Origin of the sequence: Leclercia sp. J807 (genome assembly GCF_009734465.1) — a bacterium.
In the GTDB taxonomy this organism is placed as follows: Bacteria; Pseudomonadota; Gammaproteobacteria; order Enterobacterales; family Enterobacteriaceae; genus Enterobacter.
Map to the genome: position 1 here is coordinate 91,602 of NZ_CP046446.1, position 22,812 is coordinate 114,413.

The window sequence follows — 22,812 nt, forward strand, 5'->3', positions numbered from 1 at the left end:
AATAGCGAAAAACGCGCGCTAATGTTTATTCGATATTCTGAATCTGTTCGCGCATCTGCTCAATAAGCACCTTCAGTTCAATCGCAGAGTTAGTGACTTCGGCGTTGATAGACTTGGATGCCAGCGTGTTCGACTCGCGGTTGAATTCCTGCATCATAAAGTCGAGACGACGGCCCACGGCCTCTTTCTTCTTCAGGATGTTGTAGGTCTCTTTGACGTGCGCTTCCAGACGATCCAGTTCTTCCGCCACGTCAATACGCTGGGCCATCAGCACCAGTTCCTGTTCGAGACGGTTGTTTTCCAGCTGGACTTCGGCATCTTCCAGTTTGGCGACCAGACGCTCACGCTGCCACTGCAGGATCTCCGGCATATGGGCGCGGACTTTCGCCACCTCGCCGCTTACGCCTTCCAGGCGTTGCTCGATCAGCGCTTTCAACGCCTGACCTTCGGTTTCACGGGCTAAAATGAAGTCGTCCAGCGTGCTGTCCAGCGCGGTAAGGATCTCAGCGGTAATGGCGTCCAGATCCTGTTCGCCTGCCGCCATCACGCCAGGCCAGCGCAGAATATCTACCGGGTTGATTTCGCCTTCGTCGCTCTGCATTTTGACCCAGTTAGCGGCGTTCACCAGCTGTTTAGCCAGTTTCTCGTTCAGGATCAGCTCACCTTGCGCGCTCGCATCGGGCTCAAAACGCAGGTTGCATTCAATCTTTCCGCGGGTCAGGCGAGCGCGGATACGCTCACGCACGACAGGCTCAAGGCTGCGGAACTGTTCTGGCATACGGAAATAGGTTTCAAGATAGCGTTGGTTTACCGAGCGCATTTCCCAGGTAGCGCTGCCCCAGCTACCCTTGATTTCACGGCGGGCGTAGGCGGTCATACTGCGGATCATAGACTTTTCCGTTTTCAGAGGAGAGATGGGGGGATTATAGCTTTCGGGGCTTTCTCAGGATAGGAATAAGCGCGTTTAATCCGTATAATGCGCAGCCACATTCGTTTCAAGCCGGAGATATCATCATGCGTCCATCAGGTCGTAGCGCCAACCAGGTGCGCCCCGTCACCCTGACCCGTAACTATACAAAACACGCTGAAGGTTCCGTGCTTGTTGAATTTGGTGACACCAAAGTCCTGTGCACCGCCTCCATTGAAGAGGGCGTACCGCGCTTTCTGAAAGGCCAGGGTCAGGGCTGGATCACTGCTGAGTACGGCATGCTGCCACGCTCCACCCACACCCGTAACGCCCGCGAAGCGGCGAAAGGTAAACAGGGTGGCCGTACCATGGAAATTCAGCGTCTGATTGCCCGTGCGCTGCGCGCGGCTGTTGATCTGAAAACCCTGGGCGAGTTCACCATCACCCTGGACTGCGACGTGATCCAGGCGGACGGCGGCACCCGTACTGCCTCTATTACCGGAGCCTGTGTGGCGCTGGCCGATGCCCTGAACAAACTGGTTGCGGCCGGTAAACTGAAAGCGAACCCGCTGAAAGGCATGGTGGCAGCGGTATCAGTAGGTATCGTCAATGGTGAAGCACTGTGCGATCTGGAGTACGTTGAAGACTCCGCGGCAGAGACCGACATGAACGTGGTGATGACCGAAGACGGTCGCATCATCGAGGTTCAGGGCACGGCAGAAGGCGAGCCGTTTACCCACGAAGAGTTGCTCTCTCTGCTGGCGTTGGCCCGAGAGGGGATCGAATCTATCGTAACGACGCAGAAGGCGGCGTTAGAAAATTAATTTTAAAGGCGACTGAAGAGTCGCCTTTTTTTTGCCTGTAAGACAGAAAAGAGAAAGGAGCGAATCCATGAAACCGTATCAGCGCCAGTTTATTGAGTTTGCGCTTAGCAAGCAGGTACTTAAGTTTGGCGAATTTACGCTGAAATCCGGGCGCAAAAGCCCCTATTTCTTTAACGCCGGGCTGTTTAATACCGGGCGCGATCTGGCACTGTTAGGCCGCTTCTATGCTGAAGCGCTGGTGGATTCCGGGATCGAATTCGACCTGCTGTTTGGCCCGGCGTACAAAGGTATTCCGATTGCCACCACCACCGCCGTGGCGCTGGCGGAGCATCACGATCGCGACGTGCCGTACTGCTTTAACCGCAAAGAGGCCAAAACCCACGGCGAAGGCGGTAATCTGGTTGGTAGCGCGTTGCAGGGCCGGGTGATGCTGGTGGACGATGTGATCACCGCAGGCACCGCCATCCGTGAATCGATGGAGATTATCCAGGCGAATAATGCCACGCTTGCGGGCGTGCTGATCTCGCTGGACCGCCAGGAGCGTGGACGTGGCGATATCTCGGCCATTCAGGAAGTGGAGCGTGACTACAACTGCAAAGTGACCTCAATCATCACCCTGAAAGATCTGATTGCCTATCTGGAAGAGAAGCCGGAGATGGCAGAGAGCCTGGCGGCGGTGCGCGCCTATCGCGAAGCGTACGGCGTTTAATGTAAAAGCCCGGTGGCGCTTTGCTTACCGGGCCTACGTAAACCGTAGGCCGGATAAGGCGGCAACAGGGTTACTGCAACTGCGCGGCCACGAGCGGCCAGCGGGCATCAAAATCGTCCGTCGGACGATATTTGAATTCACTGCGCACAAAGCGAGAGAGCATCCCTTCACAGAAGGCCAGAACTTGCCCGGCAAGCAGCGATTCATCCATGGTGAAGCCTTCGCCTTCACGCATTTTCTTTTCGCGTAATACCTGGCGCAGCTGCGCCTCAATACGCTCGAAAAGCTGGTTAATACGCCCCTGCAATCTGTCCTGTTCAAACATCAGCGCGTGGCCGGTCAGGATACGGGTTAACCCCGGATTGCGCTCGCCGAAACCGAGGATCAGCAGAACAATCAGACGCAGCCGTGCGGTGGTGTCTTTTTCATCCTTAAGAATCAGGTTGATACGCGTGATCAGGCTATCTTCGATAAACTCGATCAGGCTGTCGAACATCCGCGTTTTGCTGGGAAAATGACGGTACAGCGCCGCTTCCGACACGCCCACAGAGGCGGCCAGTTTTGCGGTGGTGATGCGTTGACTGCCATCGCTGGATTCAAGCATCAGAGCCAGAGATTGAAGTATTTCTTCGCGACGATTCCTTTTCGCTGTTTGTTTTTCTGCCATGTTACAAAATACCCCTGAAAATAATCACTTGTCAGGCTGACGTCCACACAACGACCGCAAACGGATGTTTGCGGTTTGTTATTACGTTATGCGTTGTGGGATGCGTATAGCCGGGTTTATTTACGCCCGGAATGGCCGAAGCCGCCTTCGCCGCGATCGGTCGCGTCGAAATCTTCTACCAGATTAAATTCAGCCTGTACCACCGGGACGAACACCATCTGGGCGATACGCTCGCCGGGTTGAATGGTGAAGCTCTCCTGGCCACGGTTCCAGACAGAAACCATCAGTTGACCCTGATAGTCAGAATCGATAAGACCCACCAGATTGCCCAGCACGATACCATGCTTATGGCCCAGGCCGGAACGCGGCAGGATCACCGCCGCCAGAGAGGCGTCGGCAATGTGGATCGCAAGGCCGGTCGGCAGCAGCGTGGTAGCGCCGGGTGCCAGTTCTACGGCGTCGTCGAGGCAGGCACGCAGGTCAAGACCGGCAGAGCCGGAAGTGGCATAGGTCGGCAGTGGAAATTGCTGACCAACACGCGGGTCCAGAATCTTAACGTCGATTTTTTTCATCATAACGGGTAACGATCTCGTCCAGTAATTGTTGGCCCAGGAGTTCCTTGCGCTCAAGCGGTAAGACTTTATCTCCATCCTGCCAGAAAAGGTGCAATGCGTTGCTGTCGCTGTTGAATCCTTGTGAGGCCAGCGATACGTCGTTCGCGCAAATCAAATCGAGGTTTTTGCGGGTACGTTTTTGCCGGGCATATTCTTCCACATTATTCGTTTCAGCGGCAAACCCAACGACATAAGGGCGGCGATCTTTTAATGCCGCGACCCCGGCTACGATATCGGGGTTTTTCACCATTTTTATCGTGATTTCATCGCCTTGCTTTTTGATTTTCTCATCGGCTATGGCTGCAGCACGATAGTCCGCCACGGCAGCACAGCCGACAAAAATCTGCTGCTGCTGCGCATGGGTCTGAACCGCGGCGTCCATTTCCAGCGCGGTAGTGACGTCGATGCGCTGCACCCCAGGAGGCGTTGGCAGCGAAACCGGGCCGCTCACCAGCGTCACCTTTGCCCCGCGCGACGCGGCGGCGGCGGCAATCGCAAAGCCCATCTTGCCGGAGCTTTGGTTGGTGATATAGCGCACCGGATCCAGCGGTTCACGCGTCGGACCCGCGGTAATCATGATGTTGAGATGTTGCAGATCGTTGACAGGTGAAAAATAGCTCGCGGCCAGATCCACAATCGCCAGCGGATCCAGCATACGGCCCGGACCCACATCGCCACAGGCCTGGCTGCCGCTGTCCGGCCCCCAAATTAACAGCCCGCGAGAGGCGAGGGTTGTCAGGTTATGCTGCGTTGCCGCATTGCGGTACATCTGCTGGTTCATGGCCGGGACCACGGCGACGGGCGCTGGCGTGGCAAGGCAGATAGTGGTAACCAGATCGTTAGCCATGCCGGCGGCCACGCGGGCGATGAGATCGGCGGTGGCGGGGGCGAGGATAACTAAATCGGCCCATTTACCCAGCTCGATATGGCCCATCGCGGCTTCTGCCGCCGGATCGAGCAGGCTGTCCGACACCGGGTAGCCTGAAACGGCCTGCAGGCTCAGCGGCGTAATGAACGCTTTGCCCCCTTCGGTTATTGCCACCCGCACGTCCGCTCCGCGCTCGCGTAAACGGCGCACCAGTTCCGGCGTTTTATAGGCTGCAATGCCGCCGCTCACGCCAAGAACGATTTTTTTACCGGCCAGGCTCATCATGATTCTTTCCTGTTGGGTTCAGCTGAGAGGCGGGCATTTTATCACAATCCGAAAAGCATCGTGCTGTTGTCCATCCGCCACTTTGCGAGGCGTTACGCAATACGAAAAACAGAGCCTCGTGAGGCGTCAGGCGCTGTGGCAGCATAGCGTGGTGATGGAGAAGGAGAGGGTATGAAGACACTATCCCCGCTGCTGCCGCGGGAGAAAATGCTACGGGATGGCGCGACGTTACTGACGGACGAAGAGCTGCTGGCGCTGTTCCTGCGTACCGGGACGCGGAGTAAAAACGTGTTCGTGCTTGCCAGAGATCTGTTGCAGCATTTCGGCTCGCTGCATGGTTTGTTATCCGCAGAGATGAAGGATTTCAGGCAGGTCGAGGGAATTGGCCTGGCGACATTCGCCCAGCTGAAAGGGATTGCTGAGCTCGCCCGCCGCTACTACTGCTCGGGGATTCAGGGCATCAACCCGCTGAAAGATCCGCAGATGACCCAGGAGTTTGTGCGTAGCCAGCTGGCGGAAGAGGAGCGCGAGATCTTTATGGTCATCTTCCTCGATAACCAAAACCGGGTGCTGAGCCACAGCCGGTTATTTTCGGGAACCCTGCGTCACGTTGAGGTGCATCCCCGGGAAATTGTGCGCGAAGCGATAAAAGTGAATGCCGCGGGCGTGATCCTCGCGCATAATCACCCCTCAGGGCGCGCCGAACCGAGCAAAGCCGACAGAGACGTGACCGCACGCATCATGAAATGCTGTCAATTCATGGACATTCGTGTTCTTGATCATCTGGTGATAGGCCGCGGAGAGTACGTTTCGTTTGCTGAACGTGGGTGGATTTAAGCCATTTCTCGCGATCCATCGGGATCTTTGTCTGTTCGGGACTTGAGCACATCCGCGAGTCAGCGTATACTACGCCACCTTTGAGAATCTCGGGTTTGGCATTTGGGCCTGGCAATCGATGGTTCACTTAGAATCGCGATGACCGGGCTGTAAAGCCTGACGAGGCGCCGATACCCCATACGAAGCTCGAGCTAATTTGATTTTTGGAGAATAGACATGTCCCGAGTCTGCCAAGTTACTGGCAAGCGTCCGGTGACCGGTAACAACCGTTCCCACGCACTGAACGCGACTAAACGCCGTTTCCTGCCGAACCTGCACTCTCACCGTTTCTGGGTTGAGAGCGAGAAGCGTTTTGTCACCCTGCGCGTATCTGCTAAAGGTATGCGTGTAATTGATAAGAAAGGCATCGATACAGTTCTGTCTGAACTGCGTGCCCGTGGCGAAAAGTACTAAGTACTTAAAGAGGAAATAAATCATGGCTAAAGGTATTCGCGAGAAAATCAAGCTGGTTTCTTCTGCTGGTACAGGTCACTTCTACACCACCACGAAGAACAAACGTACTAAGCCGGAAAAACTGGAACTGAAAAAGTTCGATCCAGTTGTACGCCAGCACGTTATGTACAAAGAAGCTAAAATCAAATAATTTTAGATTCCTTGTATTGAAAAACCCCGCATCTGCGGGGTTTTTTGCATTCTGCATCTCAACGGAGGAACCATGCCTGAATTACCTGAGGTAGAGACCAGCCGCCGTGGCATTGAGCCTCATCTGGTCGGTGCGACCATTCTTCACGCTGTTGTCCGTAACGGTCGTCTTCGCTGGCCGGTCTCTGACGAGATCCATGCGCTGAGCGATAAACCGGTTCTTAGCGTACAGCGCCGTGCAAAGTACCTGCTGCTTGAGTTGCCTGACGGCTGGATCATCATCCATCTGGGCATGTCCGGGAGCCTGCGCATCCTCAGCGAAGAGCTGCCCCCAGAAAAACACGACCACGTTGACCTGGTGATGAGCAACGGCAAAGTGCTGCGCTATACCGATCCGCGTCGTTTTGGCGCCTGGCTGTGGACCAAAGAGCTGGAAGGGCATAACGTGCTGGCGCACCTGGGGCCGGAGCCGCTCTCAGACGCGTTTAATGCGGAGTACCTGAAGGCGAAGTGCGCGAAGAAGAAAACCGCCATTAAACCCTGGCTGATGGATAACAAGCTGGTGGTCGGCGTGGGCAATATCTACGCCAGCGAATCGCTGTTTGCCGCCGGGATCCATCCCGATCGGTTAGCCTCATCGCTGTCGGCGCAGGAGTGCGAGCTGCTGGTGCGGGTGATCAAAGCCGTATTGCTGCGTTCGATTGAGCAGGGCGGAACCACCCTGAAAGACTTCCTGCAAAGCGACGGCAAGCCCGGCTACTTTGCTCAGGAGCTGCAGGTCTATGGCCGTAAAGACGAGCCGTGTCGGGTCTGTGGCACACCGATTGTGGCAACGAAGCATGCCCAGCGGGCAACGTTCTATTGCCGTCAGTGCCAGAAATGATGCGGAGGCCCGGTAAGCGCAGCGCCACCGGGCAAAACATTTATTTCAGCTTGTCCATCAGCGCCTGATGCACGCTGGCGGGTAAGAAATGGGTAACGTCACCTGCATGGCGCGCCACCTCTTTCACCAGAGTAGAAGAGATAAACGACCACTCTTTGGATGGCATCAGGAAGACACTTTCCAGCTCGGGCATCAGATGGCGGTTCATGTGCGCCAGCTGCATCTCATATTCAAAATCGGCCACCGCGCGCAGCCCCCGAATTAAGATATTGGCCTGCTGAGCGCGGGCAAAATTCGCCATCAGATCGCTAAAGCCCACCACGTCAACATTGGGCAGATGCGCCGTTGCGGCTTTTGCCAGCGCAACCCGCTCATCAAGATCGAACAGAGGTTTTTTGCTGGGGCTGGCGGCAATCGCCAGAATCACCGTGTCAAACATGCTTGCGGCACGCGTGACGATATCGATATGGCCGTTGGTGACAGGATCAAAGGTACCCGGATAAATCGCTTTTGTGCTCATGGCTCACGCTTTCTCAGAGTAGCCGCGGCTCAGCGCCCACAGCTCGGTGTATTTATTAAAAGTATACTGGGCGTTAACCACCGCCAGTAACCAGCCCTGCTTACCGTCCAGCACGCCACCACGTAGCAGCAGTGTCTTCAGGAACGCCCCTGCGGTGTGGCTAAAGATACCCGCCAGCGAAGCGGTCTTGCCACGCTGATGCCGCTCCTGAGCCCATGCCGTCGCGTAGTTAAGCTGTTTGCGCTGGAAGCTGGCGAAATCACGGCAGGTGAGGTGCAACAGATCGCCCGTCAGGGGAATCACCTGGGCGCTGTCGCAGGCCAGGGATTCATGGACCAGGTTGTCGTTGTACTGATACCGCTCGCGCTCGTAGAGGCGCATCACGCGGTCCGGATACCAGCCGCTGTGGCGCATAAAACGGCCGAGGAAGTAGTTGCGGCGCGCAATGCTGTATACCGCACCAGGCTGAGGCGAGGAAAGCACCGCCTGAATGGCCTGCTGAAGTTCTGGCGTGACGCGCTCGTCGGTATCAAGCATCAGGACATAATCGCCTGTGGCGTATCCCTGCGCGCGCTGGCGCTGGATGCCATAGCCTTGCCAGTCGGCGTTGATAAAGACCTTTGCGCCTGCTGCGCGGGCAACGTCCACCGTATTGTCCGTACTGCCGGAATCGAGCAGGATGATCTCATCAGCCCAGGCAACGGAGGCAAGACAGTCCGGCAACAGGTCGGCGGCGTTTTTGGCGATCATCACGACCGACAGACGCGTTGACATTAGTGGCTCCGCTGAGGCAAATAAGGTTGCAGAAGTTGCAGCAGACGGGTCAGTGCGCCCTGGTTCTGATGCAGCACTTCGACAGCGTGACGGCCATACCACAGACGATAATCTTCGTCGGTCAGCAGGTTTGAAACCTCTTTTTCGATGGCGTTCGCATCGGTGACGGTAATCAGCCCGTCCGCCTGCTGCAGTTTGGCGCAGATATCTTTGAAGTTAAAGGTATGTGGCCCCATCAGTACCGGGATGGCGTGCGCTGCGGGCTCCAGCGGGTTATGCCCGCCGCGCTCCACGAGGCTGCCACCAACAAAGGCCAGATCGGCAATACCGTAAAGCAGCATCAGCTCACCCATGGTATCGCCAATCACCACCTGGGTACTGGCGGATGGGATTTCACCGCTGCTGCGCATCGTGAAGCTGAATCCGCCCTTTTGCACCATCTCGCGGGCGTCTTTAAACCGTTCAGGATGACGAGGCACGAGGATCAGCAGCAGGTCCGGGAAGCGTTCAAGAAGCTGGCGGTGCGCCTGCAGGATAATCTCTTCTTCACCGTCGTGGGTGCTGGTGGCGATCCACACTTTGCGGCGCGGCGCCCACTGGCGACGCAATGTGACTGCCCGGGCAGCAAGCTCCGGGGTAACAGAAATATCAAACTTCAGGCTGCCGGTGACTGCCAGCTGGTTGCGCTTCAGGCCCAGCGACAGGAATCGCGCGCCATCTTCTTCATTCTGGGCCGCAATCAGGGTGATCTTACTCAGCAGGCGGCGCATAAAGTTGCCCAGCTTGCCGTAGCCCTTCGCGGAGCGTTCTGACAGGCGGGCGTTAGCCACCACCAGGGGAATTTTGCGGGCGTGCAGGGCAGAAATCATGTTCGGCCACAGTTCGGTTTCCATTACGATCACCAGCTTAGGGCGCACGGTGTTAAGGAAACGGTTCATGGCACAGGGTAAATCGTACGGCAGATAGACGTGATGCACATCTTTGCCAAAAGCGGACATGGCGCGTTCGGAACCGGTAGGCGTCATGGTGGTAACGGTGATCGGCAGCGACGGATAGCGGTGGCGCAGGGCGCGGACCAGCGGAATGGCGGCCAGCGTTTCACCCACCGAAACGGAGTGGAGCAGGATACCGTCCGGCGCAACTTTGTTGCGGCAATAACCATAGCGTTCAGCCCAGCGTTGACGGTAGGCAGGCGCTTTACGGCTACGCAGCAGCAGTCGTAGCCACACCAGTGGCTGAATAATATAGAGCAGAGCGGTATACAACAATTCCAAGCGATTATCCGTTTTTTCAGTTTCGGCGGGCAAATTCTAAGCATTTAGACCGTTTAAAGCTATCCCTTATGCCAGATACCTTTTCAGACGGAAGTATCGGCGACCAAGGCGCCAGCGCTGGCGCAGGCCACGGGCGTTTTTCCAGATAAGCGACCATACCCCACGCTCAAACAACTCACGGATGATTTCGCGCTTTTTGGTTAAATCGGTAATGTTATTGATCGCATGTAAAATGCCCAACCCTTCTTTAGCAATCTGCCACTGACAGGCTGGAACCTTGCGTACCTGCTCTGGATAACGCTGGTTAATGGCATCCAGCATTTCCAGGATTTTCATATAATGCCGTGCGTTACGCATCCGTGTGTCATCCGTACCCGGGGTGTGTGAAACGGATGCGGAATGGATGAGATAATCATAAAATGTTTCATCGACATACTGGACACGCTGTGCCGTCAACAGAACTTCTGTTGTCCATGGAATATCCTGATGACGAAGCCCATGCTCAAAGGTAAAACCCTGCTCTTTGATAAAAGCATGACGGTAGATATTGAGCCAGGTCACGTGTAAAAACTTTCTCGATGCAAGCGCGCGTTGCAGCCATGTTGGCCCATCCAACACCTCTGTGGAGCGTAGCTTATCGGATGGGAAGATTTTTTTAGACGGTCTGCCGTCGTCGTAAACGTAGGTGCCGTTGCAGGTCGCTACATCCAGTCGGTTTTGAGTCGCCATCTCAAGAAGGCGTGGGTACATACCCGGATAAATCACGTCATCAATATCCGGGAAGGCAATATATTCGCCAGTCGCTACGGCAAGACCTGAATTGCGTGCCGCGGAAACCCCTTGGTTTTCCTGATTAATCACATGAAACATGGAAAATTCGCTGGCATATTGCTGAATAATATCAGAAGAGTTATCACGCGAACCGTCGTTAACAACAATGAGTTCGAGGCTGTCCAAATGTTGAGCTTTAATGCTGTCAAAAAAAGTGGTCAGAAATTGCTCGCCATTATATACGGCAATTACAAGGCTCAATAAAGGTTTGTCGGACATGCGTTCTCCGTTGTATTCGGGGCAGATCGGCTGAGATGGTGATAACATTCAGCGATCTATTATATCTACCGAGCACTAAAAGCCTATCGTTGAAGGTACAAAGTTCCGGGCGAATGATAAATAAGTGCCATGTTAGCAAGCTAACTCACAGGATAAGTATGCATATTGTTCACACTGAAGCAGACGGGGGTAAGGGCGGCCAGCCATTACGCATTATTAATGAATCCCTTGGGATGATTCAGCGTGGCCATCAGGTGACCATACTTTGCCCGGAGAGTGCGCCGCTGCACGGCCTGGCGCGTGATGCCGGGTTAACGGTGGTCACCATGCCGCTTCGGCGCAAGAATCTTCAGAACCTGCAGCAGCTGCGCGGCTGGCTGAAAGAGAACCGTTCATCCATTGATGTCATAAATAGTCATAATTCCGCCGATACCTGGCTGGTGGCGCTGGCCAATCTTACCCTCTCAAACCCGGTGCCGCTGGTGCGTACCCGCCATGCTTCGGGCGTCCCGCGCAAAAACTGGACTACCCGCTGGCTGTTTCGTAAAGCCTGTTCGCATATCGTGACTACCGGGGAAGCCCTGCGCCAGCAGATGGCGGATATCGGCGTACCGATGGCCCAGAGCACCTCTGTGCCTAGCGGCGTGGATACGCAGCGTTTTCATCCAGCGGATAAACAACAGGCTCGCGCATACTGCGGCCTGTCGCAGACCGATTTCTGGCTGGGGGTGGTGTCACATCTGCGGCCTAATAAAGGCCATAGCGTGCTGCTACGCGCCCTGGCCGCCATTGATCATCCGCAGATCAAACTGGCGATAGTGGGTGAAGGGCCGCATAAAGCGACGCTGGAGCAGGAGATTATCGACCTGGGATTGCAGCAGCGGGTAGTGATGGCGGGGCATCGCAGCGATCCTGAGCGCTGGTTCCCGGCCTTTGATGTTGCGCTCAGCCCGTCGCACGATATGGAAGGTGTCCCGCAGGGAGTGCTGCAGTCGCTGGCCTCGCGGATCGCCACCATCGCCACCGATGCGGGCGGCACGGCAGATGCCGTGATCGACGGCAAAACCGGTATTTTGATCGCGCAGCGCGATGAAACGGCGCTGCGCGAGGCGATTGTAAAACTGTATGAGGATGCTTTACTGCGCGAAACACTGGCGCAGCAGGGCTATGATTACTTGTGCAGCCATTTCACTCGTGAATGCATGCTCGAGTCGATGGAAAAGGTCTTTTCCAACGCGGCTCAACGCAGCAGTTCGCGATAGAGCGCCTGCAGCTCTTTCGCCATCCGTTCCAGGGTATATGGCTCAGCAGTGGCGCGTGCCGCTGCTGAGTAATCCACGCCCCGTTCACGGCCATTCAGCCATTCGCCGATCGCCTGCTGATAGCCAGCGTCGTCGAGCGCGTCGCGCACCCAGCCATTAACACCCTCTTCAATCCACTCCGCCGCGCCGCAGCCATGGCTGGTGAGCAGCGGCAGGCCGCAGGCCAGCGCTTCAACGCAGACATTCGGGAAGGGATCGTAAAGCGTCGGCAGGATCAGTGCGTCGGCGGTGCCGTAGACCTGGCGCACATCGGCGACCGGCCCCAGAAAACGCACCCGGGAAGCGACGCCGAGCGTCTGCGCTAGCTTTTCGAATTTGCGGGCGTGCTTGTCCCGCCCGGCCACCAGCAGCCAGACATCAGAATGAGGCACAATGGCGCGCAGCGCCGTCGCCACCCCTTTACGGCTGAAGCCGGAGCCGACATAGGCCAGAACCGGCGCATGCTGCGGGATACCCAGCGCATCCCGCCGGGAGAGCGAGCGCACGTCCGGGCTGAAGTGGGCAGTATCCACACCGTTGTAGATCACCGTCAGCTTGTCATCCCCCAGGCCAAAACGGCGGGCGATATCATCCCGGACCATTTTCGAGTTGCAGATCACTTTGCGCAGCGCAGGATGGGTAAACATCTGCGCTTCCGCCCGCAAAATATAGCGATGGTAGCGGCTCAGGGACTGCGCCCAGCGCGCCAGCGGCGACTGGATGCGATTGTACTGCTCAAGCCAGGTGGCGTGTACGCCATCCCCGGCCCGGAAGATCGTTGCTCCCGGAATACGTTCGTGGCTCTGCACAATATCGAACTGCGTAAACTGCGCTGCCGCGGCCTCAGCAAAACCCGACTCGCGATCGAGACGGTTACGGAATGATGGATTAACCGTCAGCGTTTTCCAGCCGGCGGCATCCTCCCACTGGCGGGCGATCAGCGTGACGTCGAGAGCCGTATCCTGCGCCAGCACGTTCAGCGCGCGAGAGACGAAGCGCTCCGCGCCGCCGTTGGGGTTATAGGTCTGTCGGACGATAGCCAGCTTCATGCCGGGTTTTCCAGCAGCAGTGTATCGATGGCGCTCAGTACCATTTGCGGGGTGATCGCCGTAATGCAGTCGGAGACGCCGCTGTCGCCACAGCCCGCTTTACCGCAGGGCTGGCAGGTAAAGCCAGCCACAATCACGCGGTAGTTCACTCCCCACGGCGCCCACTTAATCGCTCCGGTCGGGCCGAAGATGGCGACGGTCGGCGTGCCCACCGCGCTGGCGAGGTGCATCGGCATGGAGTCAACGCCGAAGTAGACCCGCGCGTGCTTCATCAGCGCACCCAGCTCTTTCAGGTTCAGCTGGCCGCTCAAATCAAACACCGGCTGGGTGAGCGCCGCACGCAGCGCATCCATATAGTCGGTCTCTTCTTTTGACGGCGCGGCGGAGAGGATAATTGGCAGGCCGCGGGCCGCCAGGTTATCAATGGTCGCCGCCAGCTTTTGGATATCCCATGCCTTAAACATCCAGCGCGACGTGGGGTGGACCAGAATGTAAGAGCCACTGCTCAGCCCAAAGCCGGCCAGTTTTTCGGCAATCGACGCTTCCGCCGCATCCCCCGGTACAAACAGGGTGTGCTTGTCTGCATCGGTCTGGGGATGGATGCCGATCCGCCGGAGTGCATCGAGATTCACCTCCACCATATGGCGGCTGTTATCCTGGATCGCCGGATAGAGGGTGGTGAAAGATTTCACCCAGCGGCGACGCGCCAGCCCGCCGCGTTTATCGGGCTTAAAGCCGACGGAAACGCGCGGTTTCAGACGACGCGCCAGACGCGCGCCGTGCCAGTGTTCGGTGAGGTTGATCAGCACGTCATACTGACGCGCTTTCAGGGTGTTCAGCAACGCACGGTACAGACGGAACTGCGCGAACCAGCCCTTTTTACGCCAGTTACGCCCGATGGTATGCACCTGGTCGATAAACGGATGGCTGGTGAGCATCGCCTGGGTGTCGTCATACACCAGGGCATCCACTTCCACATCGGGATAGTTCGTTTTCAGTACCGTAAAGACCGGCGAGGTCAGCAGAACGTCGCCGTGGTGACGTAGCTTAACAATCAGCACGCGCTTCGGTGGGCGCTCCGCTGAGAAAAAATCAGACATAGGCTCTCTCTGCTGTCAGCAACGGCTCTAATTGCGCAAATACCGCAGCGGCGCTGAGGTCGCTCAGCTGCGATGAATGTTCCGGGCGGCAGATATATTGATTTTTGCCATAGCCGCCAATCAGACCCGGGTCCGTCGGGCCGTAAAGCGTAATATTAGGACGATCCAGCGCCGCCGTCAGGTGGCTGAGACCGGTATCCACCGACACCACCGCCGTCGCGCCCGCCAGCTGCTGCGCCACGCCATCCAGCTTCATCCGGGGCAGCACGTCCACGTAATCAAAGCCTTCCGCCAGACGCTTCGCCCGCGCCTCTTCGTGCGGGGCGCCCCACGGCAGCCTGATGCGCAGGCCCGCATGGCTCAGCAGGCCGATAAGCTCGCGCCAGTGGGCTTCCGGCCAGTGTTTGTCATCGCGGGTAGTGGCGTGCAGGAAGATGAGATAAGGCGCGTGTGGCTTTGCATCGTGCAGGAAATGCTGTGAAATAGCGTAATCCCCCTGCCGTTGCGGTTTAGCATAGCCAAGGCTCTTCGCGAACAGCTCCCGGGTGCGCTCCACGGCATGCTGCTGCTTCGCGATCGCGTGGCGACGATTGTAGAACAGGCTCGCCAGCGGTTCGCGGGCGCTCTGCCAGTCCATACCGTGCTTTACGCCGTGGGCCAATCGGGTGACCAGCGCCGCGCTTTTTACCAGCCCCTGGGCGTCGATGATCGCATCGTAATGCTGGGCCTGCAGCGCGTCGTGAAAGGCCTTACGTTCGGCCTTAATCGGTGCGGAAAACCACGCCTTGCGCCAGCGGCGGATCGCCACCGGAATAACGCGGTCTACGGCAGCATGCCAGGTGGGGATCTGGGCGAAGCCCTCTTCCACCACCCAGTCGAAACGGATACCCGGAATAGCCTGCATGGCATCAGTGAGCGAGGGCAGGGTATGCAGCACATCGCCCATTGAGGAGGTTTTAACGATCAATACCCGCATCCGTTATCCTTCTTCGCTCAACAGCAGTTCGTTAAGCTCGTCGAGGACACGCTGCGGAGTGATGTCGATCAGGCTCTGGTGATAGCCTTCAGCGGCGTCACCTTTACGGACTTTATGGTAGCCGGTGATCAGGCGGATCACGCGCGCTTTATGTGACAGCGGCGGCGTGAAGTCCGGGCTGCTCGGGCCGTACAGCGCCACCAGCGGGCGGTTCAGCGCCGCGGCAACGTGCATCAGGCCGGAGTCATTCGTCACGACCGCCTTACAGGCGGCCAGCAGAATCACCGCCTGCTCCAGCTGGGTCTCCCCGGCCAGATTGCGGCACCAGGCCTGCTGCTCGACGCTCAGTGCGGCGAGGATTTCATTGCCCGCCTCGTGATCTTTTGCCGAGCCGAACAGCACAATTTGATAGCCTTCGTCGATCAGCTGCTTCGCCAGCTCAGCGTAGTGATAGTGCGGCCAGCGCTTCGCCGGGCCGAACTCCGCGCCGGGGCAGAAGCCGATGATCGGGCGTTCGGCCAACAGACCAAAGGTATTGCAGATCTGGGATTTCTCACCCTCGTTCACCTGAAGCTGCGGCCACAGCAGCGGCTGCGGCAGGTCCTTCGCGCTGCGCATCACCCCTTTGTCGTAGGCCAGCGCCACGTAGCGCTCTACCATCAGCGGCCAGGCCTCTTTATCCAGCACGCGCGCGTCATTCAGCAGGCCGTAGCGCATCTCGCCGCGCCAGCCGGTACGGTGCGGTACGCCAGCAAAGAAGGGAACCAGGGCAGATTTAAAGGAATTCGGCAGTACATAAGCGCGATCGTAGCGCTTATCGCGAAGGCTATGGCCGAGCTTGCGGCGTTCGCCAATTTCCAACGCCCCGTGGCCGAGCGGCATCGGGATCGCTTCGTTCACTTCCGGCATCCGCGATAATAGCGGACGACACCACGCGGGTGCCATCACGTCAATTATCGCCTGGGGATAGCGCGCCTTGAGCGTGCGATAGAGACTTTGCGACATCATCATGTCGCCCACCCATGACGGGCCGATCACCAGAATTCTCATACTTACGCGTCGCGGTTCAGCCAGGCCATATATTCCGTTACCCCTTCGGCAACGGTCTTGAACGGCTTGTCATAGCCAGCGGCACGCAGGTTGGTCAGATCCGCCTGGGTGAATGCCTGATAGCGGCCTTTCAGCTTGTCCGGGAACGGGATGTACTCAATGGTGCCTTTCTGGTGATACGCCAGCGCTGCGTCAGCCACCGCCTGGAAGGATTCCGCCCGGCCGGTGCCCAGGTTGAAGATCCCGGAGACGCCGTTTTCCCAGAACCACAGGTTTACCGCCGCCACGTCGCCCACGTAGACGAAGTCACGCTTGAAGCCATCGCTGCCTTCAAACAGTTTCGGGCTTTCGCCGTTGTTCAGCTGGGTGTTGAGGTGGAAGGCCACGCTTGCCATGCTGCCTTTATGGCCTTCGCGCGGTCCGTAGACGTTGAAGTAGCGGAAGCCGACAATCTGGGAGTTCGCTTCTGGCAGTACCTGGCGTACATATTCGTCAAACAGGAACTTGGAGTAGCCGTAGACGTTCAGCGGCTGCTCGTACTCGCGGGACTCGATAAAGTCGGAGGTACGCCCGCCGTAGGTTGCTGCGGAAGAGGCGTACAGGAACGGAATTTCGCGCTCCAGGCAGTAGTGCAGGATCTCTTTAGAGTACTGATAGTTGTTATCCATCATATACTTGCCGTCCCACTCGGTGGTGGAGGAGCAGGCACCTTCATGGAAGATTGCGTCGATATCGCCGAACTCTTCGCCCGCCATAATCTGGATGAGAAAATCTTCCTTATCCATGTAGTCGGCAATGTTCAGATCCACCAGGTTTACAAACTTGGTGCCGTCTTTCAGGTTATCCACCACCAGAATGTCAGTGATGCCTTTGTCATTGAGAGCCTTAACAATATTGCTGCCGATAAAGCCCGCGCCGCCGGTAACGATAATCATAACTGTAACCTTTGAAGTGTGGAGCCCGGGGACAATCCCGGGCACTGATATTCATATCATATCATTAGTATGACCACCCTTCAGCCATTCACCGACTTAGCGCAGGGGTACACGTGATTTATGCTGCAAAAACGATAACTGTTAAAGCGTCATCTCGTATAGAGGTATAGCTTTGGGTAATATGTGCCGAAATTTGCCGAGTCTGGAGAATTGCAATGCGTGGTGATTTTTACAAACAGTTAAACAGTGACCTGGAAACCGCGCGGGCGGAAGGGTTGTTCAAAGAAGAGCGAATCATTACCTCCGCTCAGCAGGCAGATATCACCGTTGCCGACGGCAGCCAGGTGATTAACTTCTGCGCCAACAACTATTTAGGTCTTGCGAATCACCCTGAGCTGATTGCCGCGGCGAAGGCGGGCATGGACACCCACGGTTTTGGCATGGCCTCCGTGCGTTTCATCTGCGGTACCCAGGACAGCCATAAGGCGCTGGAGAGCAAGCTGGCCGCCTTCCTCGGAATGGAAGATGCCATTCTGTACTCCTCCTGCTTCGACGCCAACGGCGGTCTGTTTGAGACCCTGCTCGGCGCGGAAGATGCCATTATCTCCGACGCCCTGAACCACGCTTCCATCATCGACGGCGTGCGTCTGTGCAAAGCGAAGCGTTTCCGCTACGCCAACAACGACATGGTTGAGCTGGAAGCCCGTCTGAAAGAGGCCCGCGAGGCTGGTGCGCGTCATGTGCTGATCGCCACCGACGGCGTCTTCTCGATGGACGGCGTGATCGCCAACCTGAAAGGCGTCTGCGACCTGGCGGATAAATACGATGCGCTGGTGATGGTCGATGACTCCCACGCCGTCGGCTTTGTCGGCGAAAATGGTCGCGGCTCCCACGAATATTGCGACGTCATGGGCCGCGTGGATATCATCACCGGTACGCTGGGTAAAGCGCTGGGTGGTGCCTCCGGCGGCTACACCGCCGCGCGTAAAGAGGTGGTGGAGTGGCTGCGTCAGCGTTCCCGCCCTTACCTGTTCTCTAACTCCCTGGCGCCGGCCATCGTTTCCGCCTCCATTAAAGTGCTGGAGATGGTGGAGTCCGGCGCCGATCTGCGCGACAAACTGTGGGCCAACGCTCGTCTGTTCCGCGAAAAAATGACCGCCGCAGGCTTTACCCTGGCCGGTGCCGATCACGCCATTATCCCGGTGATGTTGGGCGATGCTGTCGTGGCGCAGAACTTTGCCCGTGAGCTGCAGAAAGAGGGGATTTACGTCACCGGTTTCTTCTTCCCGGTGGTGCCAAAAGGTCAGGCGCGTATCCGCACCCAGATGTCTGCGGCGCATTCCCCTGAACAAATTGAGCGTGCGGTGGAAGCCTTTACCCGCATCGGCAAACAACTGGGCGTGATTGCCTGAGGACGCATAATGAAAGCACTATCCAAACTGAAAGCGGAAGAAGGCATCTGGATGACCGACGTTCCAGAGCCGGAAGTCGGTCATAACGATCTGCTGATTAAAATCCGTAAAACCGCCATCTGCGGTACTGACGTGCATATCTACAACTGGGACCAATGGTCGCAGAAAACTATCCCCGTGCCGATGGTAGTGGGCCACGAATATGTTGGCGAAGTGGTAGGCATTGGCCAGGAAGTAAAAGGCTTCAAAATTGGCGATCGCGTCTCTGGCGAAGGCCATATCACCTGCGGCCACTGCCGTAACTGCCGCGGTGGCCGTACCCACCTGTGCCGCAACACCGTGGGTGTGGGCGTCAACCGCCCGGGCTGCTTCGCTGAATACCTGGTGATCCCGGCGTTCAACGCCTTCAAAATCCCGGACAATATCTCTGACGATCTCGCCTCCATCTTCGACCCGTTCGGTAATGCGGTACACACCGCGCTCTCCTTCGACCTGGTGGGCGAAGATGTGCTGGTGTCTGGTGCAGGCCCAATCGGCATCATGGCAGCAGCCGTGGCGAAGCACGTCGGTGCGCGTAACGTGGTGATCACCGACGTGAACGAATACCGTCTGTCGCTGGCGCGTAAAATGGGCGTTACCCGTGCGGTGGATGTCTCTAAAGAGAGCCTGAACGACGTGATGGAAGAGCTGGGTATGACCGAAGGCTTTGACGTCGGTCTGGAGATGTCCGGTGCGCCACCGGCGTTCCGCACCATGCTCGACACCATGAACCACGGTGGCCGAATCGCGATGCTGGGTATTCCGCCGTCGGATATGTCCATCGACTGGAACAAAGTGATCTTCAAGGGGCTGTTCATCAAGGGCATTTATGGCCGTGAGATGTTCGAAACCTGGTATAAGATGGCGGCACTGATCCAGTCGGGTCTGGATCTCTCTCCGATTATTACCCATCGTTTCTCCATCGATGAGTTCCAGCAGGGCTTTGACGCGATGCGTTCAGGTCAGTCCGGGAAAGTTATCCTGAGCTGGGATTAAAACACCCTTCTGGCACCCGGGATATCGGGTGCCAATATATTTCATGATGGTTTGACTTTGCTGGGGTTACTTGTTAACTTCTGCCCACTTTTTCGACATCCTGTCTTTCTGTTTACTTAATTTAAACGTTGTACGGAAAGCTATTGAAGATATTATTCAGGGTCCTATGTCTATATTTTTCCCACAAAAATCGACGCATTCGCAATCGCGGATATTTGATGGCCTGTTGTTAGCTGTTTGTCTGTTAATCGTCGTTGGCGTTAATTTATTAAATGCAAAATATAACGCTGTTATTAACAGAGCGTTGGTTTTTTTATTGATAATGCTGACACTGAAATGTATAGAAAATAGCCTTATTAGAAATGTTTTGGCTGCTATTTTATTGATTCCTGTCGCGGCAGATCTAAGTTTACAATTATATGCATTAAATAATTTCAATTCAGAGTTTAGCTATGGATTTGCGTTAAGTATCCTCAATACTACGCCAGGCGAAGCAGGGGCTATGTTGGGCTTATACTGGCGTGAATGTCTACTTTTTGCGGTCGTCTCTTTACTGTTTATTTATACTGCTAATACCGGGCCTTGGCCTGTATCGTATCGACTGCGGCGCGTGCCGTGCATTGTTCTTTGCCTGACTATCATTGGTTTTTTTGCTCAAGCTTATTTACATCAAATTAGAAAAAGTAACGTTGAGAGCCTCGTTCAGCGTGTTGTTCAGGCTACACCCTTCAGTACAGCAAAAGTGTTTATGCAAGCCATTGAGGATAACTCGGTCATCGCTGATATTGGTAAAAATATTCCTGACTATCACATTACATTGTCGGAAACGGGTATCGATAATTATGTGCTTATCATCGGTGAATCCGAGCGTACAGCGAACATGGGCATCTATGGTTATACAAGAAATACGACGCCAGAGCTTATTAAACAAAAGCCACAGCTTTTACTTTTCCGAAATGCAGTCGCTGCTGCCCCTGTAACAATCATGGCTGTTCCTTTAGCGATGACCGCCGATACGGTGACGAAGCGAGACCCCCATAAATACAGAGATAACATCATTAATATTGCCAATAAAGCTGGCTATGACACGCACTGGTATAGTCGCCAGGGCAAAGGCGGGGCGCATAACAACGTTATCGCTGGCATCGCAATGAATGCTCATCAGCATGAATGGATCGATCAAGGTTATGACGAGGCGCTGCTTCCACGGCTGAATGACGCGCTGAAAAAGCCAGGGAAAAAACTTATCGTCCTGCATTTGTATGGCAGCCATGAGCCTGCATGCCAGCGTTTCCCATCAGATCAGAACGTGTTGACCGGCGGAAGTAAGGCCGATGATTGCTATGACAACTCTGTGCGCTACACCGATACGCTGATGGGCAAAATATTCCGTACCCTGGAAAATTCTCGTTCTTCAGTGATGTATTTTTCGGATCATGCCCTGGTGCGTGACCCGGGTCGTGCTGTCGTATACTCACATGGCGGGGTAAATCCACCCAAAGAGGCGTTGAGTATTCCTATGTTCATTTGGTACGGAAGCCGTGTTGATTCTAAGTTTAAAGTGACAGGGGATTACGGCACAGCCTGGTCCGCAGATGACGTTAACGTTCTAGCGGAGCTGTGGTTAGGCATCCATCGGCAGGGCGAGTCAGTAAAAACTGTACAGTCGTGGTTAGCAGACTACCATAAGAATGTGTCAGTACTGGATACCACCGGGAAAAACTATGACTGGCGTAATATTCGTTAACATCGGTATGTTCAACTTATTATTACCGATGTGTTAGCCTCTTCGGCGTTTTAGTGAATGGAACGATGATGACTAAAGTGAAAAGAGAACAGGTCCAGTTTGTATTAATGCAGTTATTATTCGGACTATGTGCCATTGCTTTTTTCTGTGTGATTGTATCACCGGGCTTATCTGTTAAGATCCTCAGTCTTGCAAGTGGTGTAGCACTTACCGTTTTTGTACTGGATATTAAAAAATTTAAAACGCATGATGCTTTCTGGCTCTGCCTGGTGCTTTTTACTATCGGGGTCTGCGATCTCATATGGTATAAACTCTATAAATTTGATAATAGTCCAGCAATTAACTCATATCGTGCTTATCTCGAAGTCGGTAAAATTTGTTTATATGGTGCTTTTTCCATTTGCGTATTTGCAAGTAAAAGATCATTAAAGGTGGGTAGCAATAAGCTGCATGTGCTACTCGCTATTGCGCTACAAGTAATGATATTTATTTATAGCGGTTATCAGCATTTCTTCCTTGATACTCAAAGAGTCACACTCTCACTTGCTGGCGGAGCGGATGCAACCGGAGCGGCTTACACAATCGTATTTATCTCCTTTTACACTATTTTGGTGGCGCAGCACAGTTCAAGTAAATGGAAGGAATTATTGATTTTAGGACATTTCTTTCTGACATTTTTGATTTTGATCGCAACGGAAACGCGCGCTGCTATTTTGGCTTACCCTATTATTTTTTTTGGCCTTCTGGTAATTAAATTATATAAAGAGAAGCATGTTCCGTGGAAAGGTGTGGGCGTTTTTCTGCTCGCGTTGCTGGCAGGTGCATTCATGATGAAAGATAGCCTGATTCAGCGTTATCACGAGCTTAACAGCGATATCATCGCTTACGATAATGCTAACAGCGTTACGTCTGTCGGGGCTCGTTTTGCCATGTGGGAAACGGGTCTCGCTGCAGCAAAAGAAAATTATCTTTGGCAGTCAACTGATAAGCGAAATGAAATCATCACCGCTGTGGTCACTAAAGATGAAAGCTTACAAGGTGCATTATTATTTATGCGTGGCCATTTGCATAATGAAATAGTAGAAACCCTGTCCTTAAAAGGGCCGTCAGGTTTACTTCTTTATATTCTTTTTGTCGTTACTCTCGCCAGGTATGCACTGCGTAAGCTTAACAGTGTGATCCTCGTTGCGTTTTTGGTATCGCTGATTATGTTTGGCATCAGTGGCGTAATGTTTTATTCCAAAACAACACCCATTGCATGGATGTTAACACTTATTATGTCTATCGTTTTTTTGGAACAAAACAGGCATAAAGATATAGTCAGGTAAGGGTTTTGATTATCCTTAGGGAACA

At 55.1% G+C, this 22,812-nt stretch carries 24 protein-coding genes; 11 read left to right on the forward strand and 13 right to left on the reverse strand.

The genetic code is table 11. From position 1 onward, the window contains the following. Positions 1-25: 25 nt before the first annotated feature. A complete protein-coding gene (locus tag GNG26_RS00445) occupies positions 26-889 on the reverse strand; it encodes a YicC/YloC family endoribonuclease (RefSeq protein WP_103177713.1) in 864 nt (287 codons plus the stop codon). Positions 890-1,014: 125 nt separating this feature from the next. Between GNG26_RS00445 and rph the strand changes: the two genes are divergently transcribed. Together rph and pyrE are read left to right on the forward strand one after the other, a co-directional pair. After that, the gene (gene rph, locus GNG26_RS00450; protein WP_103177714.1) at positions 1,015-1,731 is read left to right on the forward strand and encodes a ribonuclease PH; all 717 of its coding nucleotides are present in this window, start codon (positions 1,015-1,017) and stop codon (positions 1,729-1,731) included. A 67-nt stretch (positions 1,732-1,798) separates the two neighbouring features. Then, positions 1,799-2,440 carry an orotate phosphoribosyltransferase gene (gene pyrE, locus GNG26_RS00455; protein WP_103824306.1) on the forward strand — a complete coding sequence of 214 codons (642 nt, stop codon included), beginning with the start codon at positions 1,799-1,801 and terminating at the stop codon, positions 2,438-2,440. Between the two features lie 70 nt (positions 2,441-2,510). Here the strand turns inward: pyrE and slmA are convergent, their stop codons facing one another. The 3 genes from slmA to coaBC form a co-directional block, all read right to left on the reverse strand. Continuing rightward, entirely contained in the window at positions 2,511-3,107 is a 597-nt protein-coding gene (gene slmA, locus GNG26_RS00460) for a nucleoid occlusion factor SlmA (RefSeq protein WP_103824307.1), read from the reverse strand. A 116-nt stretch (positions 3,108-3,223) separates the two neighbouring features. Next, complete coding sequence (gene dut / locus GNG26_RS00465) at positions 3,224-3,682, reverse strand: dUTP diphosphatase (RefSeq protein WP_156237453.1); 459 nt, start codon at positions 3,680-3,682, stop codon at positions 3,224-3,226. Next, positions 3,660-4,871: a bifunctional phosphopantothenoylcysteine decarboxylase/phosphopantothenate--cysteine ligase CoaBC gene (coaBC, locus tag GNG26_RS00470; RefSeq protein ID WP_156240121.1), complete on the reverse strand. Its 1,212-nt coding sequence runs from the start codon at positions 4,869-4,871 to the stop codon at positions 3,660-3,662. The genes dut and coaBC overlap by 23 nt, the downstream gene beginning before the upstream one ends. A gap of 174 nt (positions 4,872-5,045) precedes the next feature. Here coaBC and radC point away from each other — a divergent pair, with 174 nt between their 5' ends. From radC to mutM, 4 genes are all read left to right on the forward strand, one after another. Further along, positions 5,046-5,711, forward strand: a complete 666-nt coding sequence (gene radC / locus GNG26_RS00475; protein ID WP_156237454.1) for a DNA repair protein RadC — start codon at positions 5,046-5,048, stop codon at positions 5,709-5,711. 216 nt (positions 5,712-5,927) lie between these two features. Next, entirely contained in the window at positions 5,928-6,164 is a 237-nt protein-coding gene (rpmB, locus tag GNG26_RS00480; RefSeq protein WP_002436699.1) for a 50S ribosomal protein L28, read from the forward strand. Between the two features lie 22 nt (positions 6,165-6,186). Continuing rightward, positions 6,187-6,354 carry a 50S ribosomal protein L33 gene (rpmG, locus tag GNG26_RS00485; RefSeq protein ID WP_013094893.1) on the forward strand — a complete coding sequence of 56 codons (168 nt, stop codon included), beginning with the start codon at positions 6,187-6,189 and terminating at the stop codon, positions 6,352-6,354. Between the two features lie 72 nt (positions 6,355-6,426). Then, positions 6,427-7,236, forward strand: coding sequence for a bifunctional DNA-formamidopyrimidine glycosylase/DNA-(apurinic or apyrimidinic site) lyase (mutM, locus tag GNG26_RS00490; RefSeq protein ID WP_103824310.1), 810 nt, complete (start codon positions 6,427-6,429; stop codon positions 7,234-7,236). A gap of 40 nt (positions 7,237-7,276) precedes the next feature. On the opposite strand, the gene coaD is transcribed toward mutM, so the two are convergent. The 4 genes from coaD to GNG26_RS00510 form a co-directional block, all read right to left on the reverse strand. Then, the gene (gene coaD, locus GNG26_RS00495) at positions 7,277-7,756 is read right to left on the reverse strand and encodes a pantetheine-phosphate adenylyltransferase (protein WP_114316234.1); all 480 of its coding nucleotides are present in this window, start codon (positions 7,754-7,756) and stop codon (positions 7,277-7,279) included. 3 nt (positions 7,757-7,759) lie between these two features. Further along, a complete protein-coding gene (locus GNG26_RS00500) occupies positions 7,760-8,530 on the reverse strand; it encodes a glycosyltransferase family 2 protein (RefSeq protein WP_156237455.1) in 771 nt (256 codons plus the stop codon). Continuing rightward, positions 8,530-9,804, reverse strand: coding sequence for a lipid IV(A) 3-deoxy-D-manno-octulosonic acid transferase (gene waaA / locus GNG26_RS00505; RefSeq protein WP_156237456.1), 1,275 nt, complete (start codon positions 9,802-9,804; stop codon positions 8,530-8,532). Before waaA ends, GNG26_RS00500 begins: the two co-directional genes overlap by 1 nt. Positions 9,805-9,870: 66 nt before the next feature. Next, positions 9,871-10,854, reverse strand: a complete 984-nt coding sequence (locus GNG26_RS00510; RefSeq protein WP_156237457.1) for a glycosyltransferase — start codon at positions 10,852-10,854, stop codon at positions 9,871-9,873. Positions 10,855-11,012: 158 nt separating this feature from the next. On the opposite strand from GNG26_RS00510, the gene GNG26_RS00515 reads away from it, so the two are divergent. Then, positions 11,013-12,116, forward strand: coding sequence for a glycosyltransferase family 4 protein (locus GNG26_RS00515; RefSeq protein ID WP_156237458.1), 1,104 nt, complete (start codon positions 11,013-11,015; stop codon positions 12,114-12,116). On the opposite strand, the gene GNG26_RS00520 is transcribed toward GNG26_RS00515, so the two are convergent. Genes GNG26_RS00520 through rfaD form a run of 5 tightly spaced genes read right to left on the reverse strand, consistent with a single transcriptional unit; the run spans position 12,095 to position 17,265 of the window. Beyond that, on the reverse strand, positions 12,095-13,204 hold the full coding sequence (locus GNG26_RS00520; protein WP_156237459.1) for a glycosyltransferase family 4 protein: 1,110 nt from the start codon (positions 13,202-13,204) through the stop codon (positions 12,095-12,097). The two genes, GNG26_RS00515 and GNG26_RS00520, sit on opposite strands and share 22 nt — an antisense overlap. Further along, the gene (gene rfaQ / locus GNG26_RS00525; protein ID WP_156237460.1) at positions 13,201-14,304 is read right to left on the reverse strand and encodes a putative lipopolysaccharide heptosyltransferase III; all 1,104 of its coding nucleotides are present in this window, start codon (positions 14,302-14,304) and stop codon (positions 13,201-13,203) included. The genes GNG26_RS00520 and rfaQ overlap by 4 nt, the downstream gene beginning before the upstream one ends. Beyond that, positions 14,297-15,280: a lipopolysaccharide heptosyltransferase RfaC gene (gene rfaC, locus GNG26_RS00530; protein WP_156237461.1), complete on the reverse strand. Its 984-nt coding sequence runs from the start codon at positions 15,278-15,280 to the stop codon at positions 14,297-14,299. Before rfaC ends, rfaQ begins: the two co-directional genes overlap by 8 nt. Positions 15,281-15,283: 3 nt before the next feature. Next, positions 15,284-16,330: an ADP-heptose--LPS heptosyltransferase RfaF gene (rfaF, locus tag GNG26_RS00535; protein ID WP_156237462.1), complete on the reverse strand. Its 1,047-nt coding sequence runs from the start codon at positions 16,328-16,330 to the stop codon at positions 15,284-15,286. Positions 16,331-16,332: 2 nt separating this feature from the next. Beyond that, positions 16,333-17,265 carry an ADP-glyceromanno-heptose 6-epimerase gene (rfaD, locus tag GNG26_RS00540; protein WP_103177730.1) on the reverse strand — a complete coding sequence of 311 codons (933 nt, stop codon included), beginning with the start codon at positions 17,263-17,265 and terminating at the stop codon, positions 16,333-16,335. A 215-nt stretch (positions 17,266-17,480) separates the two neighbouring features. On the opposite strand from rfaD, the gene kbl reads away from it, so the two are divergent. The 4 genes from kbl (at position 17,481) to GNG26_RS00560 (ending at position 22,787) form a co-directional block, all read left to right on the forward strand. Beyond that, positions 17,481-18,677: a glycine C-acetyltransferase gene (kbl, locus tag GNG26_RS00545; RefSeq protein ID WP_103824320.1), complete on the forward strand. Its 1,197-nt coding sequence runs from the start codon at positions 17,481-17,483 to the stop codon at positions 18,675-18,677. A gap of 9 nt (positions 18,678-18,686) precedes the next feature. Beyond that, positions 18,687-19,712 carry an L-threonine 3-dehydrogenase gene (tdh, locus tag GNG26_RS00550; RefSeq protein WP_103177732.1) on the forward strand — a complete coding sequence of 342 codons (1,026 nt, stop codon included), beginning with the start codon at positions 18,687-18,689 and terminating at the stop codon, positions 19,710-19,712. Between the two features lie 166 nt (positions 19,713-19,878). Beyond that, positions 19,879-21,459, forward strand: a complete 1,581-nt coding sequence (locus GNG26_RS00555) for a phosphoethanolamine transferase (protein ID WP_156237463.1) — start codon at positions 19,879-19,881, stop codon at positions 21,457-21,459. 65 nt (positions 21,460-21,524) lie between these two features. Further along, on the forward strand, positions 21,525-22,787 hold the full coding sequence (locus GNG26_RS00560) for an O-antigen ligase family protein (protein WP_370463880.1): 1,263 nt from the start codon (positions 21,525-21,527) through the stop codon (positions 22,785-22,787). The last annotated feature ends 25 nt before the right edge of the window (positions 22,788-22,812 follow it).

Bases quoted from the DNA above. Each gene is read 5' to 3' on its own strand.
- rpmB (WP_002436699.1), top strand. From the start codon at position 5,928: ATGTCCCGAGTCTGCCAAGTTACTGGCAAGCGTCCGGTGACCGGTAAC.
- tdh (WP_103177732.1), top strand. From the start codon at position 18,687: ATGAAAGCACTATCCAAACTGAAAGCGGAAGAAGGCATCTGGATGACC.
- rfaQ (WP_156237460.1), bottom strand. From the start codon at position 14,304: ATGTCTGATTTTTTCTCAGCGGAGCGCCCACCGAAGCGCGTGCTGATT.
- slmA (WP_103824307.1), bottom strand. From the start codon at position 3,107: ATGGCAGAAAAACAAACAGCGAAAAGGAATCGTCGCGAAGAAATACTT.
- rfaD (WP_103177730.1), bottom strand. From the start codon at position 17,265: ATGATTATCGTTACCGGCGGCGCGGGCTTTATCGGCAGCAATATTGTT.
- GNG26_RS00555 (WP_156237463.1), top strand. From the start codon at position 19,879: ATGTCTATATTTTTCCCACAAAAATCGACGCATTCGCAATCGCGGATA.
- coaD (WP_114316234.1), bottom strand. From the start codon at position 7,756: ATGAGCACAAAAGCGATTTATCCGGGTACCTTTGATCCTGTCACCAAC.
- GNG26_RS00500 (WP_156237455.1), bottom strand. From the start codon at position 8,530: ATGTCAACGCGTCTGTCGGTCGTGATGATCGCCAAAAACGCCGCCGAC.
- pyrE (WP_103824306.1), top strand. From the start codon at position 1,799: ATGAAACCGTATCAGCGCCAGTTTATTGAGTTTGCGCTTAGCAAGCAG.
- coaBC (WP_156240121.1), bottom strand. From the start codon at position 4,871: ATGAGCCTGGCCGGTAAAAAAATCGTTCTTGGCGTGAGCGGCGGCATT.
- rfaC (WP_156237461.1), bottom strand. From the start codon at position 15,280: ATGCGGGTATTGATCGTTAAAACCTCCTCAATGGGCGATGTGCTGCAT.
- rfaF (WP_156237462.1), bottom strand. From the start codon at position 16,330: ATGAGAATTCTGGTGATCGGCCCGTCATGGGTGGGCGACATGATGATG.
- rph (WP_103177714.1), top strand. From the start codon at position 1,015: ATGCGTCCATCAGGTCGTAGCGCCAACCAGGTGCGCCCCGTCACCCTG.
- GNG26_RS00445 (WP_103177713.1), bottom strand. From the start codon at position 889: ATGATCCGCAGTATGACCGCCTACGCCCGCCGTGAAATCAAGGGTAGC.
- GNG26_RS00520 (WP_156237459.1), bottom strand. From the start codon at position 13,204: ATGAAGCTGGCTATCGTCCGACAGACCTATAACCCCAACGGCGGCGCG.
- GNG26_RS00515 (WP_156237458.1), top strand. From the start codon at position 11,013: ATGCATATTGTTCACACTGAAGCAGACGGGGGTAAGGGCGGCCAGCCA.
- radC (WP_156237454.1), top strand. From the start codon at position 5,046: ATGAAGACACTATCCCCGCTGCTGCCGCGGGAGAAAATGCTACGGGAT.
- kbl (WP_103824320.1), top strand. From the start codon at position 17,481: ATGCGTGGTGATTTTTACAAACAGTTAAACAGTGACCTGGAAACCGCG.
- GNG26_RS00560 (WP_370463880.1), top strand. From the start codon at position 21,525: ATGATGACTAAAGTGAAAAGAGAACAGGTCCAGTTTGTATTAATGCAG.
- GNG26_RS00510 (WP_156237457.1), bottom strand. From the start codon at position 10,854: ATGTCCGACAAACCTTTATTGAGCCTTGTAATTGCCGTATATAATGGC.
- mutM (WP_103824310.1), top strand. From the start codon at position 6,427: ATGCCTGAATTACCTGAGGTAGAGACCAGCCGCCGTGGCATTGAGCCT.
- dut (WP_156237453.1), bottom strand. From the start codon at position 3,682: ATGATGAAAAAAATCGACGTTAAGATTCTGGACCCGCGTGTTGGTCAG.
- rpmG (WP_013094893.1), top strand. From the start codon at position 6,187: ATGGCTAAAGGTATTCGCGAGAAAATCAAGCTGGTTTCTTCTGCTGGT.